General features: G+C 69.4%; 12 protein-coding genes. 4 read left to right on the top strand and 8 right to left on the bottom strand.

Translation table 11 applies throughout. The annotated features are described in order from the left end of the window. The first annotated feature begins 4 nt into the window (after positions 1–4). Positions 5–598 carry an LOG family protein gene (locus EAT51_RS10920; protein WP_130517879.1) on the top strand — a complete coding sequence of 198 codons (594 nt, stop codon included), beginning with the start codon at positions 5–7 and terminating at the stop codon, positions 596–598. Between the two features lie 692 nt (positions 599–1290). Then, the gene (pilH, locus tag EAT51_RS10915; protein ID WP_130517878.1) at positions 1291–1683 is read left to right on the top strand and encodes a twitching motility response regulator PilH; all 393 of its coding nucleotides are present in this window, start codon (positions 1291–1293) and stop codon (positions 1681–1683) included. Positions 1684–1761: 78 nt separating this feature from the next. Here pilH and EAT51_RS10910 read toward each other — a convergent pair whose 3' ends face one another. After that, the gene (locus EAT51_RS10910; RefSeq protein WP_130517876.1) at positions 1762–2643 is read right to left on the bottom strand and encodes a DnaJ C-terminal domain-containing protein; all 882 of its coding nucleotides are present in this window, start codon (positions 2641–2643) and stop codon (positions 1762–1764) included. A gap of 121 nt (positions 2644–2764) precedes the next feature. Continuing rightward, positions 2765–3205: an Hsp20/alpha crystallin family protein gene (locus tag EAT51_RS10905; RefSeq protein WP_130518741.1), complete on the bottom strand. Its 441-nt coding sequence runs from the start codon at positions 3203–3205 to the stop codon at positions 2765–2767. A gap of 178 nt (positions 3206–3383) precedes the next feature. Between EAT51_RS10905 and EAT51_RS10900 the strand changes: the two genes are divergently transcribed. Together EAT51_RS10900 and EAT51_RS10895 are read left to right on the top strand one after the other, a co-directional pair. After that, on the top strand, positions 3384–3866 hold the full coding sequence (locus tag EAT51_RS10900; RefSeq protein ID WP_130517873.1) for a peroxiredoxin: 483 nt from the start codon (positions 3384–3386) through the stop codon (positions 3864–3866). A gap of 37 nt (positions 3867–3903) precedes the next feature. Next, a complete protein-coding gene (locus EAT51_RS10895) occupies positions 3904–4476 on the top strand; it encodes a ferritin-like domain-containing protein (protein WP_130517870.1) in 573 nt (190 codons plus the stop codon). Between the two features lie 181 nt (positions 4477–4657). Here EAT51_RS10895 and pbpC read toward each other — a convergent pair whose 3' ends face one another. The 6 genes from pbpC to mtnA form a co-directional block, all read right to left on the bottom strand. Next, entirely contained in the window at positions 4658–7018 is a 2361-nt protein-coding gene (pbpC, locus tag EAT51_RS10890) for a penicillin-binding protein 1C (RefSeq protein WP_130517868.1), read from the bottom strand. 129 nt (positions 7019–7147) lie between these two features. Beyond that, positions 7148–7561, bottom strand: coding sequence for a type II toxin-antitoxin system tRNA(fMet)-specific endonuclease VapC (vapC, locus tag EAT51_RS10885; RefSeq protein WP_228257895.1), 414 nt, complete (start codon positions 7559–7561; stop codon positions 7148–7150). After that, positions 7558–7794 (bottom strand): antitoxin, encoded by a 237-nt coding sequence (locus EAT51_RS10880; protein WP_130517866.1) that lies wholly within the window; start codon positions 7792–7794, stop codon positions 7558–7560. Before EAT51_RS10880 ends, vapC begins: the two co-directional genes overlap by 4 nt. Before the next feature lie 249 nt (positions 7795–8043). Then, positions 8044–13038 carry an alpha-2-macroglobulin family protein gene (locus EAT51_RS10875; RefSeq protein ID WP_130561605.1) on the bottom strand — a complete coding sequence of 1665 codons (4995 nt, stop codon included), beginning with the start codon at positions 13036–13038 and terminating at the stop codon, positions 8044–8046. A gap of 372 nt (positions 13039–13410) precedes the next feature. Beyond that, positions 13411–16104: a DNA gyrase subunit A gene (gene gyrA / locus EAT51_RS10870; RefSeq protein WP_130517862.1), complete on the bottom strand. Its 2694-nt coding sequence runs from the start codon at positions 16102–16104 to the stop codon at positions 13411–13413. Positions 16105–16345: 241 nt separating this feature from the next. Next, complete coding sequence (gene mtnA / locus EAT51_RS10865; protein WP_130517860.1) at positions 16346–17401, bottom strand: S-methyl-5-thioribose-1-phosphate isomerase; 1056 nt, start codon at positions 17399–17401, stop codon at positions 16346–16348. Between the last annotated feature and the right edge of the window lie 6 nt (positions 17402–17407).

Here is a 17407-nt window from a genome sequence, read left to right as displayed (position 1 = left end):
CCCGATGAAAAGCATCTGCGTCTACTGCGGCTCCAACGCCGGCGCCAAGCCCGTTTACGTCCAGCGCGCCACCGAACTCGGTCAGCGGCTGGCGGCCGAAGGCCTGCGCCTGGTCTACGGCGGCGGCAAGGTCGGGCTGATGGGAGCGGTGGCCGATGCGGTGCTGGCCGCCGGCGGTGAGGTGGTCGGCGTGATTCCGCAGCAGCTGGTGGACTGGGAAGTGGCCCATCGCGGCCTGACCCAGCTGGAGATTGTCGGCTCCATGCACGAGCGCAAGGCGCGCATGTTCGACCTGGCCGATGGCTTCATCACCCTGCCCGGCGGCTTCGGCACGATGGAGGAGATCTTCGAGATGCTGACCTGGCGCCAGCTGGGCATCGGCAACAAGCCCTGCGCGTTCCTGGACATCGACGGCTTCTACCAGCCGCTGATCGCGATGATCGACCGCATGGTCGAGCAGCGCTTCCTGCACGCGGCCCAGCGCGCCGATCTGTGGCATGGCGAGGAGATTGATGCGCTGCTGGGGTGGATGCGCGCGTATACGCCAGCACAGGCGAGCAAGTGGATCGACGAAAAGCGCCGCGAGGCGCTGCGGTAAGCAATAGGGCGCGTAGCGACGCGTTGATCGGACTGGCGCCCAAAGGCTGTTGCGGCGCGGATCGACGAAAAGCGCCGCGAAGCATTGCGGTAAGCAACAGGCGCGTAGCGACGCGTTGGTCAGACTGGCGCCCACGGGCTGTTGCGGCGCGGATCGACGAGAAACGCCGCGAGGCGCTGCGGTGAGCCACAGGCGCGTAGCGACGCGTTCATCAGACTGGCGCCCAAGGGCTGTTGCGGCGCGGATCGACGAGAAGCGCCGCGAGGCGCTGCGGTAAGCAACAGGCGCGTAGCGACGCGTTCATCAGACTGGCGCCCAAGGGCTGTTGCGGCGCGGATCGACGAGAAGCGCCGCGAGGCGCTGCGGTAAGCAACAGGCGCGTAGCGACGCGTTGATCGGATTGGCGCCCAAAGCCTGTTGCGGTGCGGATCGACGGAAAGCGCCGCAGGCGCTGCGCTGAGCCAAGGCAACGGAGGCGTCAGGCCACGGGCCTGTCGATCGACGTCTCCACGCGGGCGACCGGCGCTGTCGCGTCGCCTCGTACCAGCGAAGATTCCGTGAGCGCGATCACGCTGCGGGTCGCGGCCGCGGATGGACGGCAGAAGGCATGCGGATTGACGGTGCGCGCCGCCTACGCAGCGCCACCAAAGGCCTCTACAATCCTGCGCAGGGGACAGGTCAGGACACAGGGTATGGCGCGCATTCTCATCGTCGACGATTCACCGTCGCAGTTGCTGGGCATCCAGCGCATCGTGGAAAAGCTGGGACACACGTGGATCACCGCCGAGGATGGCGTGCAGGGGGTCGAGTTGGCCAAGCGCGAGCTGCCCGACATGGTCCTGATGGACGTGGTGATGCCCAACCTCAACGGTTTCCAGGCCACCCGCCAGCTCAGCCGCGAGCCCACCACCAAGCACATCCCGGTGATCCTGGTGACCACCAAGGACCAGGACACCGACCGCATGTGGGGCATGCGCCAGGGGGCCAAGGCCTATCTGACCAAGCCCTTCTCCGAGGACGAACTGTCCGAGGTCATCGAGCGCATCCTCAGCGCCGCGCGCCAGCCGCCGACCTCGGCCGCCTGACGCCAGCCGGCCATCGCGAAACACGAAACGGGCGCCCTGCGGCGCCCGTTTCGCATTCTGGCTCAACGCGGGCGTGGGTCAGCTGTCGGCGAAGGCCTTTGCCAGCTTCTCGTAGGCCTTGCGCTGGGCCTCGGTGACCGCGCGTGGCGCGGTGATCTCCAGCTCCACGATCTGGTCGCCATCCGGCGGACCCGGCAGGCCGCGGCCGCGCAGGCGCAGCTTGCGCCCGGCGTCGGAGTCGGGCGGGATCTTCAGCTCGACCGAACCGCCCAGCGTCGGCACGCTCACCGTGGCGCCCAGCGCCGCCTGCCAGGGCGTGACCTGCAGGACGTGGATGATGTTGCGCCCGTCCACTTCGAACTGCGGATCGGCCGCGTACTCGATCTCCAGCAGCAGGTTGCCGCCGCCGTTGCCCTGCCCGCTCAGGCGGATTGCCTGGCCGGGCTTGATGCCCTTGGGCACGCGCACGTCCAGCTGCTTGCCGTTGACGGTCACGCGGATGCTGCTGCCCTCGTAGACCGCCTTGAGCGGCACCGACAGCTTGGCGCGGGTATCGCCGCGCGGCGCCTGGCCGCTGCGGAAGCCCGGACCGCCGCGCGCGCGCTGGCCGAACAGGTTCTCGAAGAAATCGCTGAAGCCAGCACCGCCGCCCCCGGCGCTGCCGAAGACTTCCTCGAAGTCGAAGCCCTGGCCGCCGTAGCCGCCGCCGAAGTCCTGCGGCTGGTATTCCTGCCCGGGCCGATAGCCGCGCGCGCGCAGCTGATCGTAGGCCGCGCGTTTCTCCGGATCGCGCAGGGCCTCGTAGGCCTCGTTGACCGCCTTGAAGCGCTCCTCGGCATCGGCCTCCTTGCTGACGTCGGGGTGGTACTTGCGCGCCAGGCGGCGGTAGGCGGTCTTGATCTCCGCCTCGCCGGCCGTGGGTTCAACGCCAAGCGTCTGGTAGTAGTCCTTGAATTCCATCGTACCTCCGCAAGAAGGCCCGCGGCTTGGCAGCCGCGGGCCCGATCCTGGCCACGATGCGGCAAACACCGCATCGCGACCGGTTCATGGGACCCGCGCGGAACGCGGGCCGGGGTACAGGTTACTGGATCGACCCGACCTGGATGCGACGCGGCGCGGCCTCGGGCCGCTTGGGAATCACCACTTCCAGCACGCCGTTGCGACCGGTGGCGACGATGCCCTCGGCGTCGGCGGTGTCCGGCAGGGTGAAGCTGCGCGCGAACGCGCCATGGCGACGCTCCTGACGGGTGAAGCGGGCGTCCTCGCCGGCCTGCGGCGCGGCGCGCTCGCCACGGATGCTCAGGACGTTCTTGTCCATCTGCACCTCGATCGCCTCCAGGTCCACGCCCGGCAGGTCGGCGAAGATCACGAAGCGGTTCGCTTCTTCCTTCACGTCCACGCGCGGGGTCCAGCCCACGCTGTCGGTGGCGGCCTGGCCGGCCTGCGCGAAGCGGTCCAACACGCGTCCCAGTTCGAGCTGGCCGGGGCGGACGGGCCAGCCTTGATAGCGCACGAAATTCATCATGAATGTCTCCGATTGGATGGCCGCAGACGCGACGTGCGTGCGGCAGGGGCCCGTGGCCTCCGTGACCAACAGATAAGCGCGGCATGCGGCTTTTCAAGGGTTTTGACGCCGCCTTCCCACGGCCCTGCCTAGGGTACGGTTCACGCGGCCGCCCTCCCGCGCCTCCAAAGCTCCCATGACGATCCAGATCGGCGACCCCATCCCCGAAGTCATCCTGACCCGCATCCGCCAGGGCGTGGAGAAGGTCGACACCCCGACCCTGTTCGGCGCGCACAAGGTCGTGCTGTTCGCGGTCCCGGGCGCCTTCACCCCGACCTGTTCGGCGCGTCATCTGCCTGGCTTCATCGAGCACTTCGACGCATTCCGCAAGCGCGGCATCGAGGTGTATTGCGTGTCGGTCAACGACGCGTTCGTGATGAAGGCCTGGGGCGAATCGCTGCACGTGCCCGAAGGGCTGCAGCTGCTGGCCGACGGCAGCGGCGACTTCGCACGCGCGCTGGGCCTGGAGCTGGACCTGGGCGCGCAGGGCATGGGCCTGCGCTCCAGGCGCTACGCGCTCTACGCCGAGGACGGCGTGGTCAAGCAACTCTGGGTCGAGGAGCCCGGTGCGTTCGAGGTCTCCTCCGCCGACTACGTGCTGCAACACCTTCCCGACTGATCCTTCCCACCGCACATCCATCAAGCGAGGCAAGCCAATGTCCAAGACATCAGCCACCAAGTTCAACCACACCTCGGCCGCCGACCTGGCCGATCGCGAGACCCTGCGCGCCAACGCGCGCAAGAAGCTCGAGGACGGCGCGATCACCGATTCCTATACGGCCGACCGCAAGGAAGTCGTCAAGCTGCTCAACGAGGCGCTGGCCACCGAATACGTGTGCGTGCTGCGCTACTACCGCCATTACTTCATGGCCAAGGGCATGCTGGCCGACGCGGTCAAGGCCGAGTTCCTGGAGCACGCCAAGCAGGAGCAGGACCACGCCGGCATGCTGGCCGAGCGCATCGTCCAGCTCGGCGGCGAGCCGGATCTCAACCCCGACACCCTGACCGCGCGCTCGCACGCCGAGTACAAGGAAGGCAGCGACCTGCGCGACATGGTCAAGGAGAACCTGATCGCCGAGCGCATCGCCATCGACAGCTACCGCCAGATGATCAACTACATCGGCGACAAGGACACCACCACCAAGCGCATCCTCGAGCGCATCCTGGAGCAGGAAGAAGAGCATGCCGATGAGTTCGCGGACATGCTGGAAGGGTGGATCGGTAAGTAAGGCTGGGGACAGGGGCCAGGCGTATCGCCGACTCTTGCTTCAGTAAGCATCTCCTGCAAGGAAGTTGATTTGACACACAGACGCCGGGCATCGCCCGGCGTTTTCTTTAGGACATGCCCCCAATCCCTGCATGCGCGCCCGGACGACTAGCGCCAACCTCTGACCCCTGCCCCCTGCTTCCCTACCGCAGCACACGGAAACGCAGCGTGCTCCACGCGCCGCTGTCGGCCAGCGCGGTCAGCGTGTGCTCGCCCGGCTGCTCGAAGCCGTGCTCGAAGCTGCGCGCGCCGCGGGTCAGGCCGATCCAGCGCCCGTCGAGCAGCCACTGCACCTCGGCCTCGGTGCCCAAGGCGCGCAGGCGCACGCTGGCCGGCTTGTCGCTGCCCGGCGCACGCGCCAGCGTGGCGCCGTCGTTGAGGCCCTCGATGCGCAGCGCGGCGCTGGCCTCGCGTCCATCCGGCGCGCAGTCCGGCGCCAGCGGCGGCAGCTGGGCGGCGCGGCGTTCGGCCACGCTCAGCCAGGGTGAGGTCAGCGCCGGCCAGCGCGCAATGCTCGCCTCCTGCGCCGCATGCGGCCGGGTGCATTCGGCCGACAGACGCTGGCCGCTGGCGGCATCGCGCTGGAAGCTCTCGCGCCCGGCACGCCAGAGCCGCGCGTCGCGCTCGGCGAAGGTCGGCGGCACGTTGCCGTCCAGCGTCCAGGCCTGCATCCGACGCTGGCACAGCTGCGGCGCCTGCGGGTCGGGCGGCAGGCCCAGCGGCCAGCACACCTCGACCTGGGCCACGTTGGCCGGCGGCGCCACGGCCGCCGCATCGCCACGGCTGCGCGGCAGGCTGTCGATCACCTCGAACATCAGCGGCAGCGCGGTCACCGCCCCGTACTGGCCCGGCAGCGGCGTGCCGTCGGGCCGGCCGACCCACACACCGACCGTATAGCGGCGCGTGCCGCCGATCGCCCACGCGTCGCGGTAGCCGTAGCTGGTGCCGGTCTTCCAGGCCACGCGCGGGCGGCCACCAGTGTCGAAGGTGCCCACGCTCTCGCCGGGCCGTGGGTTATCCTGCAGCACCTGGCGGATGATCCAGGCCGCGCCCGGCGAGAGCAGTCGACGGTCGGACACCGGGTCTTCTGGGCGATAGCGCACGCGCCCGGCCAGCCCGTCGCGGTTGAACGCGGCGAACGCGCCGACCAGGTCCTCCAGGCGCGCGCCGGTGCCGCCCAGGATCATCGCCAGGTTGGGCACCGCCCCGCGCGGGAAGCGCAGCGCGATGCCGCCGTTGGCCAGCCGCGCGGCGAAGCGCGTCGGGCCGACGTGGTCCAGCACGTCCACCGCGGGCACGTTGAGCGACAGGCGCAGCGCCTCGGCCGCGCCGACCGGCCCGTTGAAGGCGGCATCGAAGTTCCCCGGCCGGTAGCCGCCGAAGCCCTGCGGCGCATCGACCAGCAGGCTCTCCGAGTGGATCAGCCCATCGTCCAGCGCCAGCCCGTACAGGAAGGGCTTGAGCGTCGAGCCCGGCGAACGCCAGGCCTGCACCATGTCCACGTGGCCCAGGCGCTTGTCGTCGCCGAACTGCACCGAGCCCACGTAGGCGCGCGCCTCCATCGTCGTGTTGTCCACCACCAGCAGCGCCGCCGAGGTGCGCTCCGGCAGGTTGGAGAAGTAGGCGGTGACGCGCTGTTCCAGCGTGCGCTGCAGGTCGGCGTCCAGCGTGGAGACGATGCGCGCGGCGCGCGGCTGCTGCTGATGCAGGCGCTCGGCCAGCAGCGCCGCGCTCAGCGGCGGCTGCAGGGCGCGCGCGACCACCGGTTCGATGCGGGCATCGTCCACCTGCGCCTGGGTCCACACGCCGAGGGCGACCATGCGCGCCAGCACCTTGTCGCGCGCCGCCCGCGCGGCCTGCGGGTGGCGGTCCGGGCGCAGCCGGCTGGGCGACTGCGGCAGCACCGCCAGCAGCGCGGCCTCGGCATGCGACAGGCGCGCGGCCGGCTTGCCCAGGTAGGCCCAGCTGGCGGCCTCCACGCCCTCGATGGTGCCGCCGAACGGCGCGCGCTCCAGGTACAGGTCGAGGATCTGCCGCTTGCTCAGGTGCGCCTCCAGCTGCAGCGCGCGCAGCAGCTGCTTGGCCTTGCCCCAGGGCGTGCGCGTGTGCGGGTCGAGGATGCGCGCGACCTGCATGGTGAGCGTCGAGCCGCCCGAGACGATCTGCCCGCGCCGCAGCATCTGCCCGCCCGCGCGCAGCAGCGCCCACGGATTGACGCCCGGATGCCGCCAGAACCAGCGGTCCTCGTAGGTCAGCAGCGCCTGCAGGTACAGCGGCGAGACGCCCTCGGGCGAGGCCGGATAGCGCCACACCCCGTCGCGATCGGCGAAGGCCCGCAGCGGCGTGCCGTCGCGCGCCACCACCAGCGTGCTGGTATCGCGCGCCTTGGGCAGCGGCGGCGGGAAGGCGAAGTCCAGGACCATCAGCGCCACCAGCACAGCGACGGCCGTCCAGCGCAAGGTCCGCAACCACCCATGCAGGTGCAAGCGTGGTGGCCGCCTCATTCCGGCCCCGGCGGGGCCAGCTGGCGCAGGGCCTGAATCACGGGGTCGACTGGTGCCAGCGCATCGCCTGATCGGCAAAGCCTTGCGGCCAGGCGGAATCCTGGCGCGGCACCGTTGCGACCGGCGAACTCATCCGGCGGACACCCAGTTCTCCAGTCGCAGCCCAGGCACACGTTCGAACTCACGTAGGTTGTTGCTGACCAGCACCGCGTCCAGCGCCAGCGCATGCGCCGCGATCAATTGATCCATTGCTCCGATCGGTGTGCCCTGACGCTCCAATCCGCTGCGCAGCGCGCCATAACGACGCATGGCGGCTTCATCGAAGGAAAGCACATCCAGCGGTGCCAGGAACTTGTCCAGCGCCTGACGGTTGCGCTGGGATCCACTCTTGGCCACGCCATAGTCCAACTCGGCGCCGGTGATGCTGGAAATCGCGACCTGCCCGATCTGCAGGCCAGCGAAGTGCTCGAACACCCTAGGCGGACGCCGATTGATGATGTAGATGCAGATGTTGGTATCCAGCAGATAGAGCACGCGGCTCATCGCAACCAGTCCTCCCGCACCTGCTGCTCGGGTTGGTCGCGTTGCAGGGCAAAGCCTGGCTCGAACTCTTCGACTGCCTCACGCATCAACTGCCAGGGCGCCTCCACCGGCAGCAACAACACGCCGTTGCCGAAGCGCCGAGCAATGACTTGATCACCTTCAAAGCGCAAGGCCTTGGGCAGGCGCACGGCCTGGCTGCGTCCCGACTGGAAAAGTTTTGCGGTCGTGGTCATGGCGATGCTCCGACTGAGGCCAGGTATACACCAATGATAGATATCATGTCCACCGAGTCAATGGCATGCGCCTCGACGTCCGGGACGGTCGCGCGTGCTGATCGCAGCGATCACCGCACGAACACCGGCGGTTAGGCACCGCCGCGCCGAACAGGACGTCTTGCACGCAGGCCGAAGCACCCGTCTCGCCGGGTGTGTTGCACCGCCATCCCGATCAGGCGGGAACAACGGCACTCCAATCGACGGGCACTACGGCTGCACCACCGTGATCGTGGTCGGAGTGGAGGTACCGACGCCGCGGATGTCGGGGCGGTACATGTCCTCCACCAGCGGCGGCGGCACGGTGTAGGTGCCCGGGGTGACGGCGCGGACCAGATAGAACACCTTGGCGCCGCTGCCGCCGCGCCCCAGGCGCAGGGCGGCCACGTAGCGGTCGTCGCGGAACTCCTCGTGCTTGACCTCGGCCGCCTCGCCGCGCTCGGTAAGGGTGATGCCATCGACCACCACGTCGGCCCACTGCTTGGCGTCGGACAGGTTGAAGTTCTCGATCTCCAGCCCCGCCGGCAGCAGGTCGGTGAGCAGCGCGTCGGGCACCTCAGTGTCGGCGGTGATGCGCAGACCCACGATCAGCGCCTCGCCCTCCTTCAGCGTGCCGCCCTTCCACTCGCTGCCGTCGGTGGCGTAGTAGCGCCGGGTGACGCCGATCTTCGACTGGTCCTCGGCCGGTGCGGTGCGCGGCACGCCGGCGATCTCCAGGCTGGCGTAAAGCGGCGGCTGGCCCTGTGGGCTGAAGCTCACGCCCTTGGCCAGGGTGGCCATGTCGAAGCTGCGCGCGAACAGGCGCAGGTCCTGCACCGTCTCGCTGGCGCTGTCGGCCGACCAGGTGCCGCCGAGCGTCTTGGCCTGCGCATCGCCCAGCAGCGACTTGCCCAGCCGCGCGATCGCGACCTGTTCCTGCGTGCTCAGGTAGAACCAGCGTGCCTTGCGGCGCTCGTCCAGCTCGCGGCCCAGGGCGATCACGCGCGCGTCGTACTCGGGCTTGGACAGCTTGCGCTCGCGCACCAGCGCAAGCATCAGCGCGTCGTCGCGCAGCCGGGTGCCGTAGTCGCCCAGCCACTCCGGCCGGTCGCCGGTCTTGTCGAAGCCCAGCGCGATGGCGCGTGCGCCGCGCTTGGTGTCGCCCTGCAGCGACAGCGCCAGCCCCAGCTGCACCAGCGGCAGGCCGGTCATCGACTTGCCCCGGTCGTTGTCGTACAGCGCCCGCAGGGTGCCCAGCGGCGCGCGGCCCACGCGCGCCAGCACGTAGCCGGCATAGGCCTGGTTGGCGAAGCGCAGGTGATCGCGGAAGTTGGACCCGTAGAACTGGTTGCCGCCGGACAGCAAATCCTCGCTGAGGCGGTTCAAGGCCTTCTGCAGCACCGTGTCGGGCACGGCGAAGCCGCCCTCGCGCGCGTCGAGCAGGAAGTCGGCCACGTATGGGGTGATGTACGGCACCACGTCGCCATCGTCGCCCCACATCGAGAAGTTGCCGTTGGCCACCTGCATCGAGGCGATGCGGGCGAAGGCGCCCTCCATGCGCTCGCGGCGCTTGACCGGGTCCAGCCCCTTGGTGCCTAGCAGGTCGGCGGTGGCCTGGTCCATCACCAGGGCGGCGTAGCCCTTGCTGGTGGTCTGCTCGATGCAGCCGTAGGGGTACTTGAGCAGGTCCTCCAGCGCGGCGGCGAAGGGAATCGGCGGCAGCGCGCTGACCACCATGCGCGCGCGCACCGAATCGGGCATCAGCCCATCGGCGAAGCCCGCGCCCATCGTCACCGGCGCCAGCGGATCGATCACCCGGCTCTCGGTGCGGGTCACGCTGGGCCAGCCGGCGCGCACCGGCAGGTCGAAACTGCGGTCGACCTTGAAGCCGTCGGCCGCGCCGTCCACGCGCACGCGCACCTGCGCGGTCGTATAGCCCTCGCGCGCCTGCAGCGGGAAGCTCAGCGTGGTCTTGGCGCCGTCGGCCAGCGACACGCTGCGGCTGCCCTCGCCGATGGCCAGCGGCCCGGTGCCGTCCACCTGCACGCGGAAGGTGCCCGGCCTGCCGGTGAAGTTCTGCACATCCAGGGTGACCATGCTGCGGTCGCCCGGCGCCAGCACGCGCGGCATGCTGGCCTCGGCCACCACCGGCGCGCGCACGAGGATCTGGGTGTCGCGGCTGCCGTAGTGGTCGTCCGAATAGACCAGCGCCGACACGCGCAGGGTGCCGTTGAAGTCGGGCACCTTGAGCAGCACGCGTGCATTGCCCTTGGCGTCCAGCTTCACCGGCCCGGCGAACAGGTCCACGGTCTGCACCTTGGCGGTCGGCCGCCGCGCCTGCGGCAAGGCACCCAGCGCCATGTCGCCGCCGAAGCGCAGCTTGGCCGTGTCGCCCTCGTAGCTCTCGATCACCCGGCCGTAGACGTCGTAGCTGTCCACGCCCAGGCGGCGCTGGGCGAAGAAGTGCGCGGTGGCGTCGGGCACCGGATAGCGGGTGATGTTGAGGATGCCCACGTCCACCGCCGAGACGGTGACATGCGCGTCCTTGCCGGCCAGCTGCGGCACGCTGACCGTCACGGCCAGGTCCTGGCCGGGCTTCATCTGCTCGGGCGCCTTCAGGCCCACGGCCACGCGCCGGGCGCTGCGGTCCATCGGCACGTGCGCCACGCCGACCGCGCGCGCGGGGGTGATCTTGGACGGCGCGCTGCCGCCGCGGAACACCAGCGCGGTCACATAGACGTCGTGGCGTTCCCAGTCCGGGGTGACCGGGATCTCGAACACGCTGCCGGCCTTGGCCTCGATGTTCTTGACGTAGAGCATGTGGTCGGACTCGACCATCAGCACGCCCTTGCCGTCGTGCGGCGGGGTGAGGGTGACCTTGAGCGTGTCGCCGGCGCGGTAGCCGGTCTTGTCCAGCGACAGCTTGACCTTGTCCGGGCGCGCGTCCAGGCCGCGGTTGTCGTCGTTCCAGCTCCAGCCGGCGGTGAACGGATAGCGCGTGGTCAGCCCGGTGGCCGGGTCGAACACCTCCAGCCGGTAACCGCCCAACTCCACCGGGAAGTCCACGCGCACCGCATCGCCGCCGACATCGACGGTCTTGGTGTCGACGTTCTCGAAGCGCTGGGTGTAGTCGAACGACCAGCCGGTGTCCTCGTCATGGGTCCAGTGGTAGTCGCGGCGCTCGCGTACCAGGGTGACCTTCAGGCCCTTGCCCGGCTGGCGCGCGCCGGCGGCGTTGAAGCGGGCGATCTCGAAGCCCGCCGTACCGTTGGCCGCCGAGCCTTCCTTGTCGTCGAACAGCGGCCGCACGCCGGCCAGCACGTCGGCCGGCCACAGCACACGCTTGAGGGAGCGGTTGACCGTGCGTCCGCCGGTTTCGTACACGCTGCCGGTGACGATCGCCGCCACCGGGGTGACCGGCTTGACCTCGTCAGGCAGCGACAGCGTGTCCTCGTAGTGGCCCTTGGCGTCGAACGTGGCATCGACCACGTCCTTGGCCTCCTTGGGCAAATCCACCGTGGCATCGCCGAAGAACCAGCCCGGCAGCTTGTCCAGCGGATGCTGCTCCACCGCCACGGCCAGCTTGGCGGTGAAGCGGTTGCCGTCGGCCGGCGCGCCGTACAGATAGGCCGCGTCGGCCTTCAGCGCCAGGCCCTGGCCGGGCTTGAGGATCTCCGGCGCGGACAGGTCCAGCTTCATGCGCTCGGGCAGGAACTCCTCGATGCGCAGGGTCATGCCCTGCACCGCCTGCGCGCTGGCCGGGTCGGTGCGGAACTCCACCTGCCAGCGCCCGGTCGGCGCCTCCACCGGGATGGCCTGCTCGAAGGCGAAATAGCCCTGCTCGCCCGGCGTCAGCCGGGTCTCGCGGAAGATCTTGCCGTCGGGCTGCTTCAGGCGCAGGTACAGCGGCTGCCCGGCCTTGACCGGCTTGCCGTCGAAGTCGCGCAGAAGCGCCGACACGCGCACCGTCTCGCCGGGGCGATAGAGGTCGCGGCCGGACCAGGCGAACACGTCGAACCAGGCCTGCTCGCGCCCGGCCACGGCGAATTCGGACAGGTCCAGCGCCGGCTGGTTGAACGGCAGCAGGGTGACATCCTTGCCGCGGCTGGCCACCAGCACCTGGCCGGCGTTGAGCGTGTACTTGAGCAGCGCGTTGCCGTTGCCGTCGGTCTCGCCCTTGAGCACGGTCTCGCCCTTGGCGTCGAGCACGCGCAGCTGCGCACCGCCGGTGGCGCTGCCGTCGGCCAGCGAGGCGGTGTGGACGAACAGCGTGTCCTTGTAGGCGCGCGCGTGCAGCCCCAGGTCGCTGACGCTGAAGAACGCGGTCTGCAGCTGGTCTGAGTAGCGCCCCACGCGCTTCATCACCGCGAAGTACAGGCCCGGCTCCTGCAGCTGCTTGATGTCCTGCACCGGCAGATAGCTGACCATGCGCTCGTTGGGCTTGCCGCCCAGCACGAAGCGGTTGAGGTAGACCGAATCGGCCAGCTCGCCCAGCGGCTTGTTCTCGCTATAGTCCTCGTCCAGCGACCAGGCGCCGCGACTGCCGCCGCGCTGGTACTGGGCGAAGAAGCGCGGCAGCTGCGATTCGCGCACGCGCAGGAATTCCACGTCCACTTCCGGCACGTTGATCGACACCACCGGCAGGCCGCGGGTGTCCTTGGCCGGCAGCACGCTGCCCTGCGAGGCGAAGGCCACCGCCGGCTCGATCTGCCCGGTGTGCACGACCTGTTCGACCGCCTTGCCCAGGCTGCCGCCGGCCGCGGCCAGCAGGCCCGCATCGATCTTGACCGTGTAGTCGCGCGCGGCCTCCACCGACGGGAAGCGCAGGATCTTGGCGTGCTCATCCAGCACCCAGCTGCCGCTGACCACCGCGCCCTTGTCGTCGCTGACGTGGATCAGCTTGTCGAAGTCCTGCGACTCGACCAGCGGCTGGCTGAATTCCAGCGCGATGGCCACCTGGCCCTCGTGCTGGTCCGGATAAGCGTTGACCAGGCCGAAGCCGGCGACGGACCTGGCCTTCTGCGCCTGTACCGCCTCGCCGGACACCGCCGGCAGATCGCCGGTCTTGTTACGGTCGCAGCCGGTCAGGGCGAGCAGCGCGAAGGCGCCGGCCAGCAGGGCTGCACGCCAGGGGCGGCGCGACGGTCGCGACCGGATCGAAGAAGGCGCGTCCTGCGCGGCGACACGTTGCGGCGACAGCGCGCCGCGACCCTGGATACTCTCCATGCAACACCAGTCCCTTCAGCCGGTTTTGCGCGGGAGTATAGAGGGCGCGGATGCGGGCCGGTGCTGCGATTTGTGGCTTTTGGGGCAATCGGCGATGGGCTGAACCGGTAGAGCCTCATCGCCGCCGTCGGCCAAAAAGACCACAAGCGCGGCGCACCCTGTAGAGCGGAGCTTGCTCCGCTGGGGCTTTCCCATGAACCAGACGAAGAGCAGCGGAGCAAGCTCCGCTCTACAAACAGGCCGTGACTTGATCGGAAAGACCGTTGCTCCCACAAAGACGAAGCGGCCGCGCCTTTGAGGGCGCGGCCGCTGGAGGATGAAGCGCTGGCGGCGGTGCGGTCGGTGAACCGCGCCGCCGGCCGCTCTGCCGGCTCAGCCCGCAGGCGACGGCGGCGGCGCTTCTGCGCTGGCGTCGGCCGCCACCGCATCCTCTTCCTCCTCCAGCGAGGCGTCCAGACGCTCGATGGCCTGCAGCTTCTCGCCCTTGGACAGCCGGATCAGGGTCACGCCCTGGGTGTTGCGGCCCACGCAGGAGATCTCGGTCGAGCGCGTGCGCACCAGCGTGCCGCCGTCGGAGATCAGCATCACCTCGTCGGTATTGCCCAGCAGCAGCGCACCGACCAGCTTGCCGTTGCGCTCGTTGGTCTGGATGCCGATCACGCCCTGGGTGCCGCGCCCCTTGCGCGGGTAGTCGGCCAGCGGAGTGCGCTTGCCGTAGCCGTTCTCGGTGGCGGTGAGGATGTAGCAGCCCGATTCGTCCTGGAGGGTCTCCAGCACGGTCTCATCATTGGACTCGGCCACCTCGTCGGTGGACTCGTCCTCCGACTCGGCGCCGGCGCCGGCCGCGCGCTCGGCCACGATCAGGCTGACCACGTCCTCGCCCTTGGCCAGCTTGATGCCGCGCACGCCGGTGGCGGTACGGCCCATGGAGCGCACCGCCTCCTCGCCGAAGCGCACGGCCTTGCCGTTGGAGGCGAACAGCAGCACGTCGCGCTCGCCGTCGGTCAGCGCCACGCCGACCAGCGCATCGCCCTCGTCCAGGTTGATGGCGATCTTGCCGCGCGCCAGGCGGAAGGCGAACTCGGTCAGCGGGGTCTTCTTGACCGTGCCGTTGCGGGTGGCGAAGAACACGTAGCGACCCTGCGCGTACTCGCGTACCGGCAGCACCGCCTGCACCTTCTCATCGCCTTCCAGCGGGATCCAGTTGATGATCGGGCGGCCGCGCGCGTTCGGCCCGGCCTCGGGCAGCTGGTGCACGGCCAGCCAGAACACGCGGCCCTTGCTGGTGAAGGTCAGCAGCGTGTCGTGGGTGTTGACCAGCCACAGCTGGTCGATGAAATCCTCGTCCTTGGTCGTGGCCGCATTGCGGCCGCGGCCGCCGCGCTTCTGCGCGCGGTAGCTGCTGGCCGGCTGGCGCTTGGCGTAGCCGGCGTGGCTCAGGGTGACCACCATGTCTTCCGGGGCGATCAGATCCAGGATGTCCAGGTCTTCCTCGCTCTGGCGGATCTCGCTACGGCGCGCATCGCCGAACTCGGCCTTGACGTTCAGCAGCTCCTCGCGGATGACTTCCTTGAGCACGTCGGGGTTTTCCAGGATACGGATCAGCCCGGCGATGGTGTCCAGCAGCTGGCGGTATTCCTCGGTGAGCTTTTCCTGCTCCAGCCCGGTCAGGCGGTGCAGGCGCATCTCCAGGATCTGCGTGGCCTGGACTTCGGTCAGCTGGTAGCGGCCGTCGATGAAGCCCACGCCCCTGGGCAGGTCTTCCGGACGCGAGGCCTCGGCGCCGGAGGCGGCCAGCAGCGAACCCACCAGGCCCGGCTCCCAGGTCTTGGCGAGCATGCGTTCGCGCGCCTCGTTCGGGTTGGCCGAGGTCTTGATCAGCTCGATCATCTCATCGATGTTGGCCAGCGCGACGGTCAGGCCTTCGAGGATGTGGGCGCGGGCGCGCGCCTTGCGCAGCTCGAAGATCGTGCGGCGGGTCACCACCTCGCGGCGATGGCGCACGAAGGCTTCCAGCATCTGCTTGAGGTTCAGCAGCTGCGGTCGCCCGTCGACCAGGGCGACCATGTTGATGCCGAACACCGATTCCATCGGCGTCTGCGAATACAGGTTGTTGAGGACCACCTCGGCCGATTCGCCGCGCTTGACCTCGATGTAGATGCGCATGCCGTCCTTGTCGGACTCGTCGCGCAGCTCGCTGATGCCCTCGAGCTTCTTCTCCTTGACCAGCTCGGCGATCTTCTCGATCAGCCGCGCCTTGTTCACCTGGTACGGGATCTCGGTGACGATGATCGCCTCGCGCCCGGTGCGGTCGTCGACCTCGACCTCGGCCTTGGCGCGCATGCGCACGCGGCCGCGGCCGGTGCGGTAGCCGGCGATGATGCCGGCGGTGCCGTTGATGATGCCCGCGGTCGGGAAGTCCGGCCCGGGGATGTAGTCCATCAGCGCATCGATGTCGATCAGCGGGTTGTCGATCAGCGCGATCAGGCCGTCGACCACCTCGGACAGATTGTGCGGCGGGATGTTGGTCGCCATGCCCACCGCGATGCCGGCCGAGCCGTTGACCAGCAGGTTCGGGAAGCGCGTCGGCATCACCGACGGCTCCAGCTCCTTCTCGTCGTAGTTGGGCACGAAATCGACGGTTTCCTTGTCGATGTCGGCCATCAGCTCGTGGGTCAGGCGCGACATGCGCGCCTCGGTGTAACGCATCGCCGCGGCCGAGTCGCCGTCGACCGAACCGAAGTTGCCCTGCCCGTCCACCAGCAGGTAGCGCAGCGAGAACGGCTGGGCCATGCGCACCAGCGTGTCGTACACCGACTGGTCGCCGTGCGGGTGGTACTTACCGATCACGTCGCCGACGATGCGCGCGGACTTGTAGTACGGCTTGTTGCTGTGCGCGCCCAGTTCGTTCATCGCGTACAACACGCGGCGATGCACCGGCTTCAGGCCGTCCCGGACGTCCGGGAGGGCGCGGCCCACGATCACGCTCATGGCGTAATCGAGGTAGCTCTTGCGCATCTCGTCTTCGAGGTTGACGGGGATGATTTCCTTGGCGAGATCAGCCATTCGAGGTCCGTGCTTGTGTTCGGTACATCGGGCCGAAACAGGCCAGGCCGCCAACGGCGCGGCAGGCTGGTTTCGGAGGGGATTTCAACCTTGAAATTGTAACACGCGCACGCCCCCCGATGCGTACCGGGAAGCGCCAAGAATCAATCACTTGCGCGCGGAAGCGGGCCTTGCGCGCGGGCCTGCGGCGACCGCGCCCAAGGCCTTGCGCGGGGCGCATCGCAAGCCCCGGTCGCGTTCTTCAGCCGAAGGCGGCGCGCATCTTCTCGGTGGTGGGCCGCTCGACCACGCCCTTCTCGGTGACGATGGCATCGATCAGGCTGCCCGGCGTGACGTCGAACACCGGGTTCCAGGCCTTGATGCCCTCGGCCACGGTGCGCACGCCGCCGATGCCGTGCAGCTCGCCCGGATCGCGCTCCTCGATCTCGATCAGCTCGCCGCTGGGCGTGTCCATGTCCACGGTCGAGGACGGCGCGACCACCATGAACTTCAGGCCGTGGTGACGCGCGGCGATGGCCAGCTGATAGGTGCCGATCTTGTTGGCGGTATCGCCGTTGGCGCAGATGCGGTCGGCGCCGACCACCACCCACTGCACCGCGCCGGTCTTCATCAGGTGCGAGGCGGCCGAGTCGGCGATCAGCGTGGCGTCGATGCCGTCCTGCTGCAGCTCCCACACCGTCAGGCGCGCGCCCTGCTGCCACGGCCTGGTCTCGTCGGCGAAGACCTTGCCGATGCGGCCCTGCGCCACGCCGGCGCGGATCACGCCCAGCGCGGTGCCGAAGCCGGCAGTGGCCAGCGAGCCGGTGTTGCAGTGGGTCAGCACGCCGCTGCCCTCGCCGATCAGTGCCGCGCCCAGCTCGCCCATGTGGCGGTTGGCGGCCAGGTCCTCGCTGGCGATGGCCTGCGCCTCGCGCTCCAGCACGGCGCGCCAGTCGGCGCCGGCGGGCTGCAGCGCGCGGCGCATGCGCGCCAGCGCCCAGGCCAGATTGACCGCGGTGGGACGGGCGGCGTTGAGGCGCTGCAGGGCCGGTTCGAGCTTCAGCGCGGCCTCGGCGCCGTCGGACGCCTCGATGGCGCGCCCGGCCAGCACCGTGCCCCAGGCCGCGGCGATGCCGATCGCCGGCGCGCCGCGCACGGCCAGCGCGTGGATCGCCGCGGCGACCTCGTCGCTGGTGCTGCAGGTCAGGTGTTCTACGACGAAGGGCAGCTTGCGCTGGTCGAGCAGCTGCAGGGCATCGCCGGTCCACAGCAGGGGCCGGATGCGGTCGTAGCGGGCGTAATCGAAGGTCTCGTTCATCGGCGC

The sequence above is a fragment of the Pseudoxanthomonas winnipegensis genome, assembly GCF_004283755.1.
In the GTDB taxonomy this organism is placed as follows: Bacteria; Pseudomonadota; Gammaproteobacteria; order Xanthomonadales; family Xanthomonadaceae; genus Pseudoxanthomonas_A; species Pseudoxanthomonas_A winnipegensis.
This window is presented reverse-complemented; position numbering and strand designations above follow the sequence as displayed.

Bases quoted from the DNA above. Each gene is read 5' to 3' on its own strand.
- EAT51_RS10905 (WP_130518741.1), bottom strand. From the start codon at position 3,205: ATGAATTTCGTGCGCTATCAAGGCTGGCCCGTCCGCCCCGGCCAGCTC.
- EAT51_RS10920 (WP_130517879.1), top strand. From the start codon at position 5: ATGAAAAGCATCTGCGTCTACTGCGGCTCCAACGCCGGCGCCAAGCCC.
- EAT51_RS10895 (WP_130517870.1), top strand. From the start codon at position 3,904: ATGTCCAAGACATCAGCCACCAAGTTCAACCACACCTCGGCCGCCGAC.
- gyrA (WP_130517862.1), bottom strand. From the start codon at position 16,104: ATGGCTGATCTCGCCAAGGAAATCATCCCCGTCAACCTCGAAGACGAG.
- pilH (WP_130517878.1), top strand. From the start codon at position 1,291: ATGGCGCGCATTCTCATCGTCGACGATTCACCGTCGCAGTTGCTGGGC.
- vapC (WP_228257895.1), bottom strand. From the start codon at position 7,561: ATGAGCCGCGTGCTCTATCTGCTGGATACCAACATCTGCATCTACATC.
- EAT51_RS10910 (WP_130517876.1), bottom strand. From the start codon at position 2,643: ATGGAATTCAAGGACTACTACCAGACGCTTGGCGTTGAACCCACGGCC.
- EAT51_RS10875 (WP_130561605.1), bottom strand. From the start codon at position 13,038: ATGGAGAGTATCCAGGGTCGCGGCGCGCTGTCGCCGCAACGTGTCGCC.
- EAT51_RS10880 (WP_130517866.1), bottom strand. From the start codon at position 7,794: ATGACCACGACCGCAAAACTTTTCCAGTCGGGACGCAGCCAGGCCGTG.
- mtnA (WP_130517860.1), bottom strand. From the start codon at position 17,401: ATGAACGAGACCTTCGATTACGCCCGCTACGACCGCATCCGGCCCCTG.
- pbpC (WP_130517868.1), bottom strand. From the start codon at position 7,018: ATGAGGCGGCCACCACGCTTGCACCTGCATGGGTGGTTGCGGACCTTG.
- EAT51_RS10900 (WP_130517873.1), top strand. From the start codon at position 3,384: ATGACGATCCAGATCGGCGACCCCATCCCCGAAGTCATCCTGACCCGC.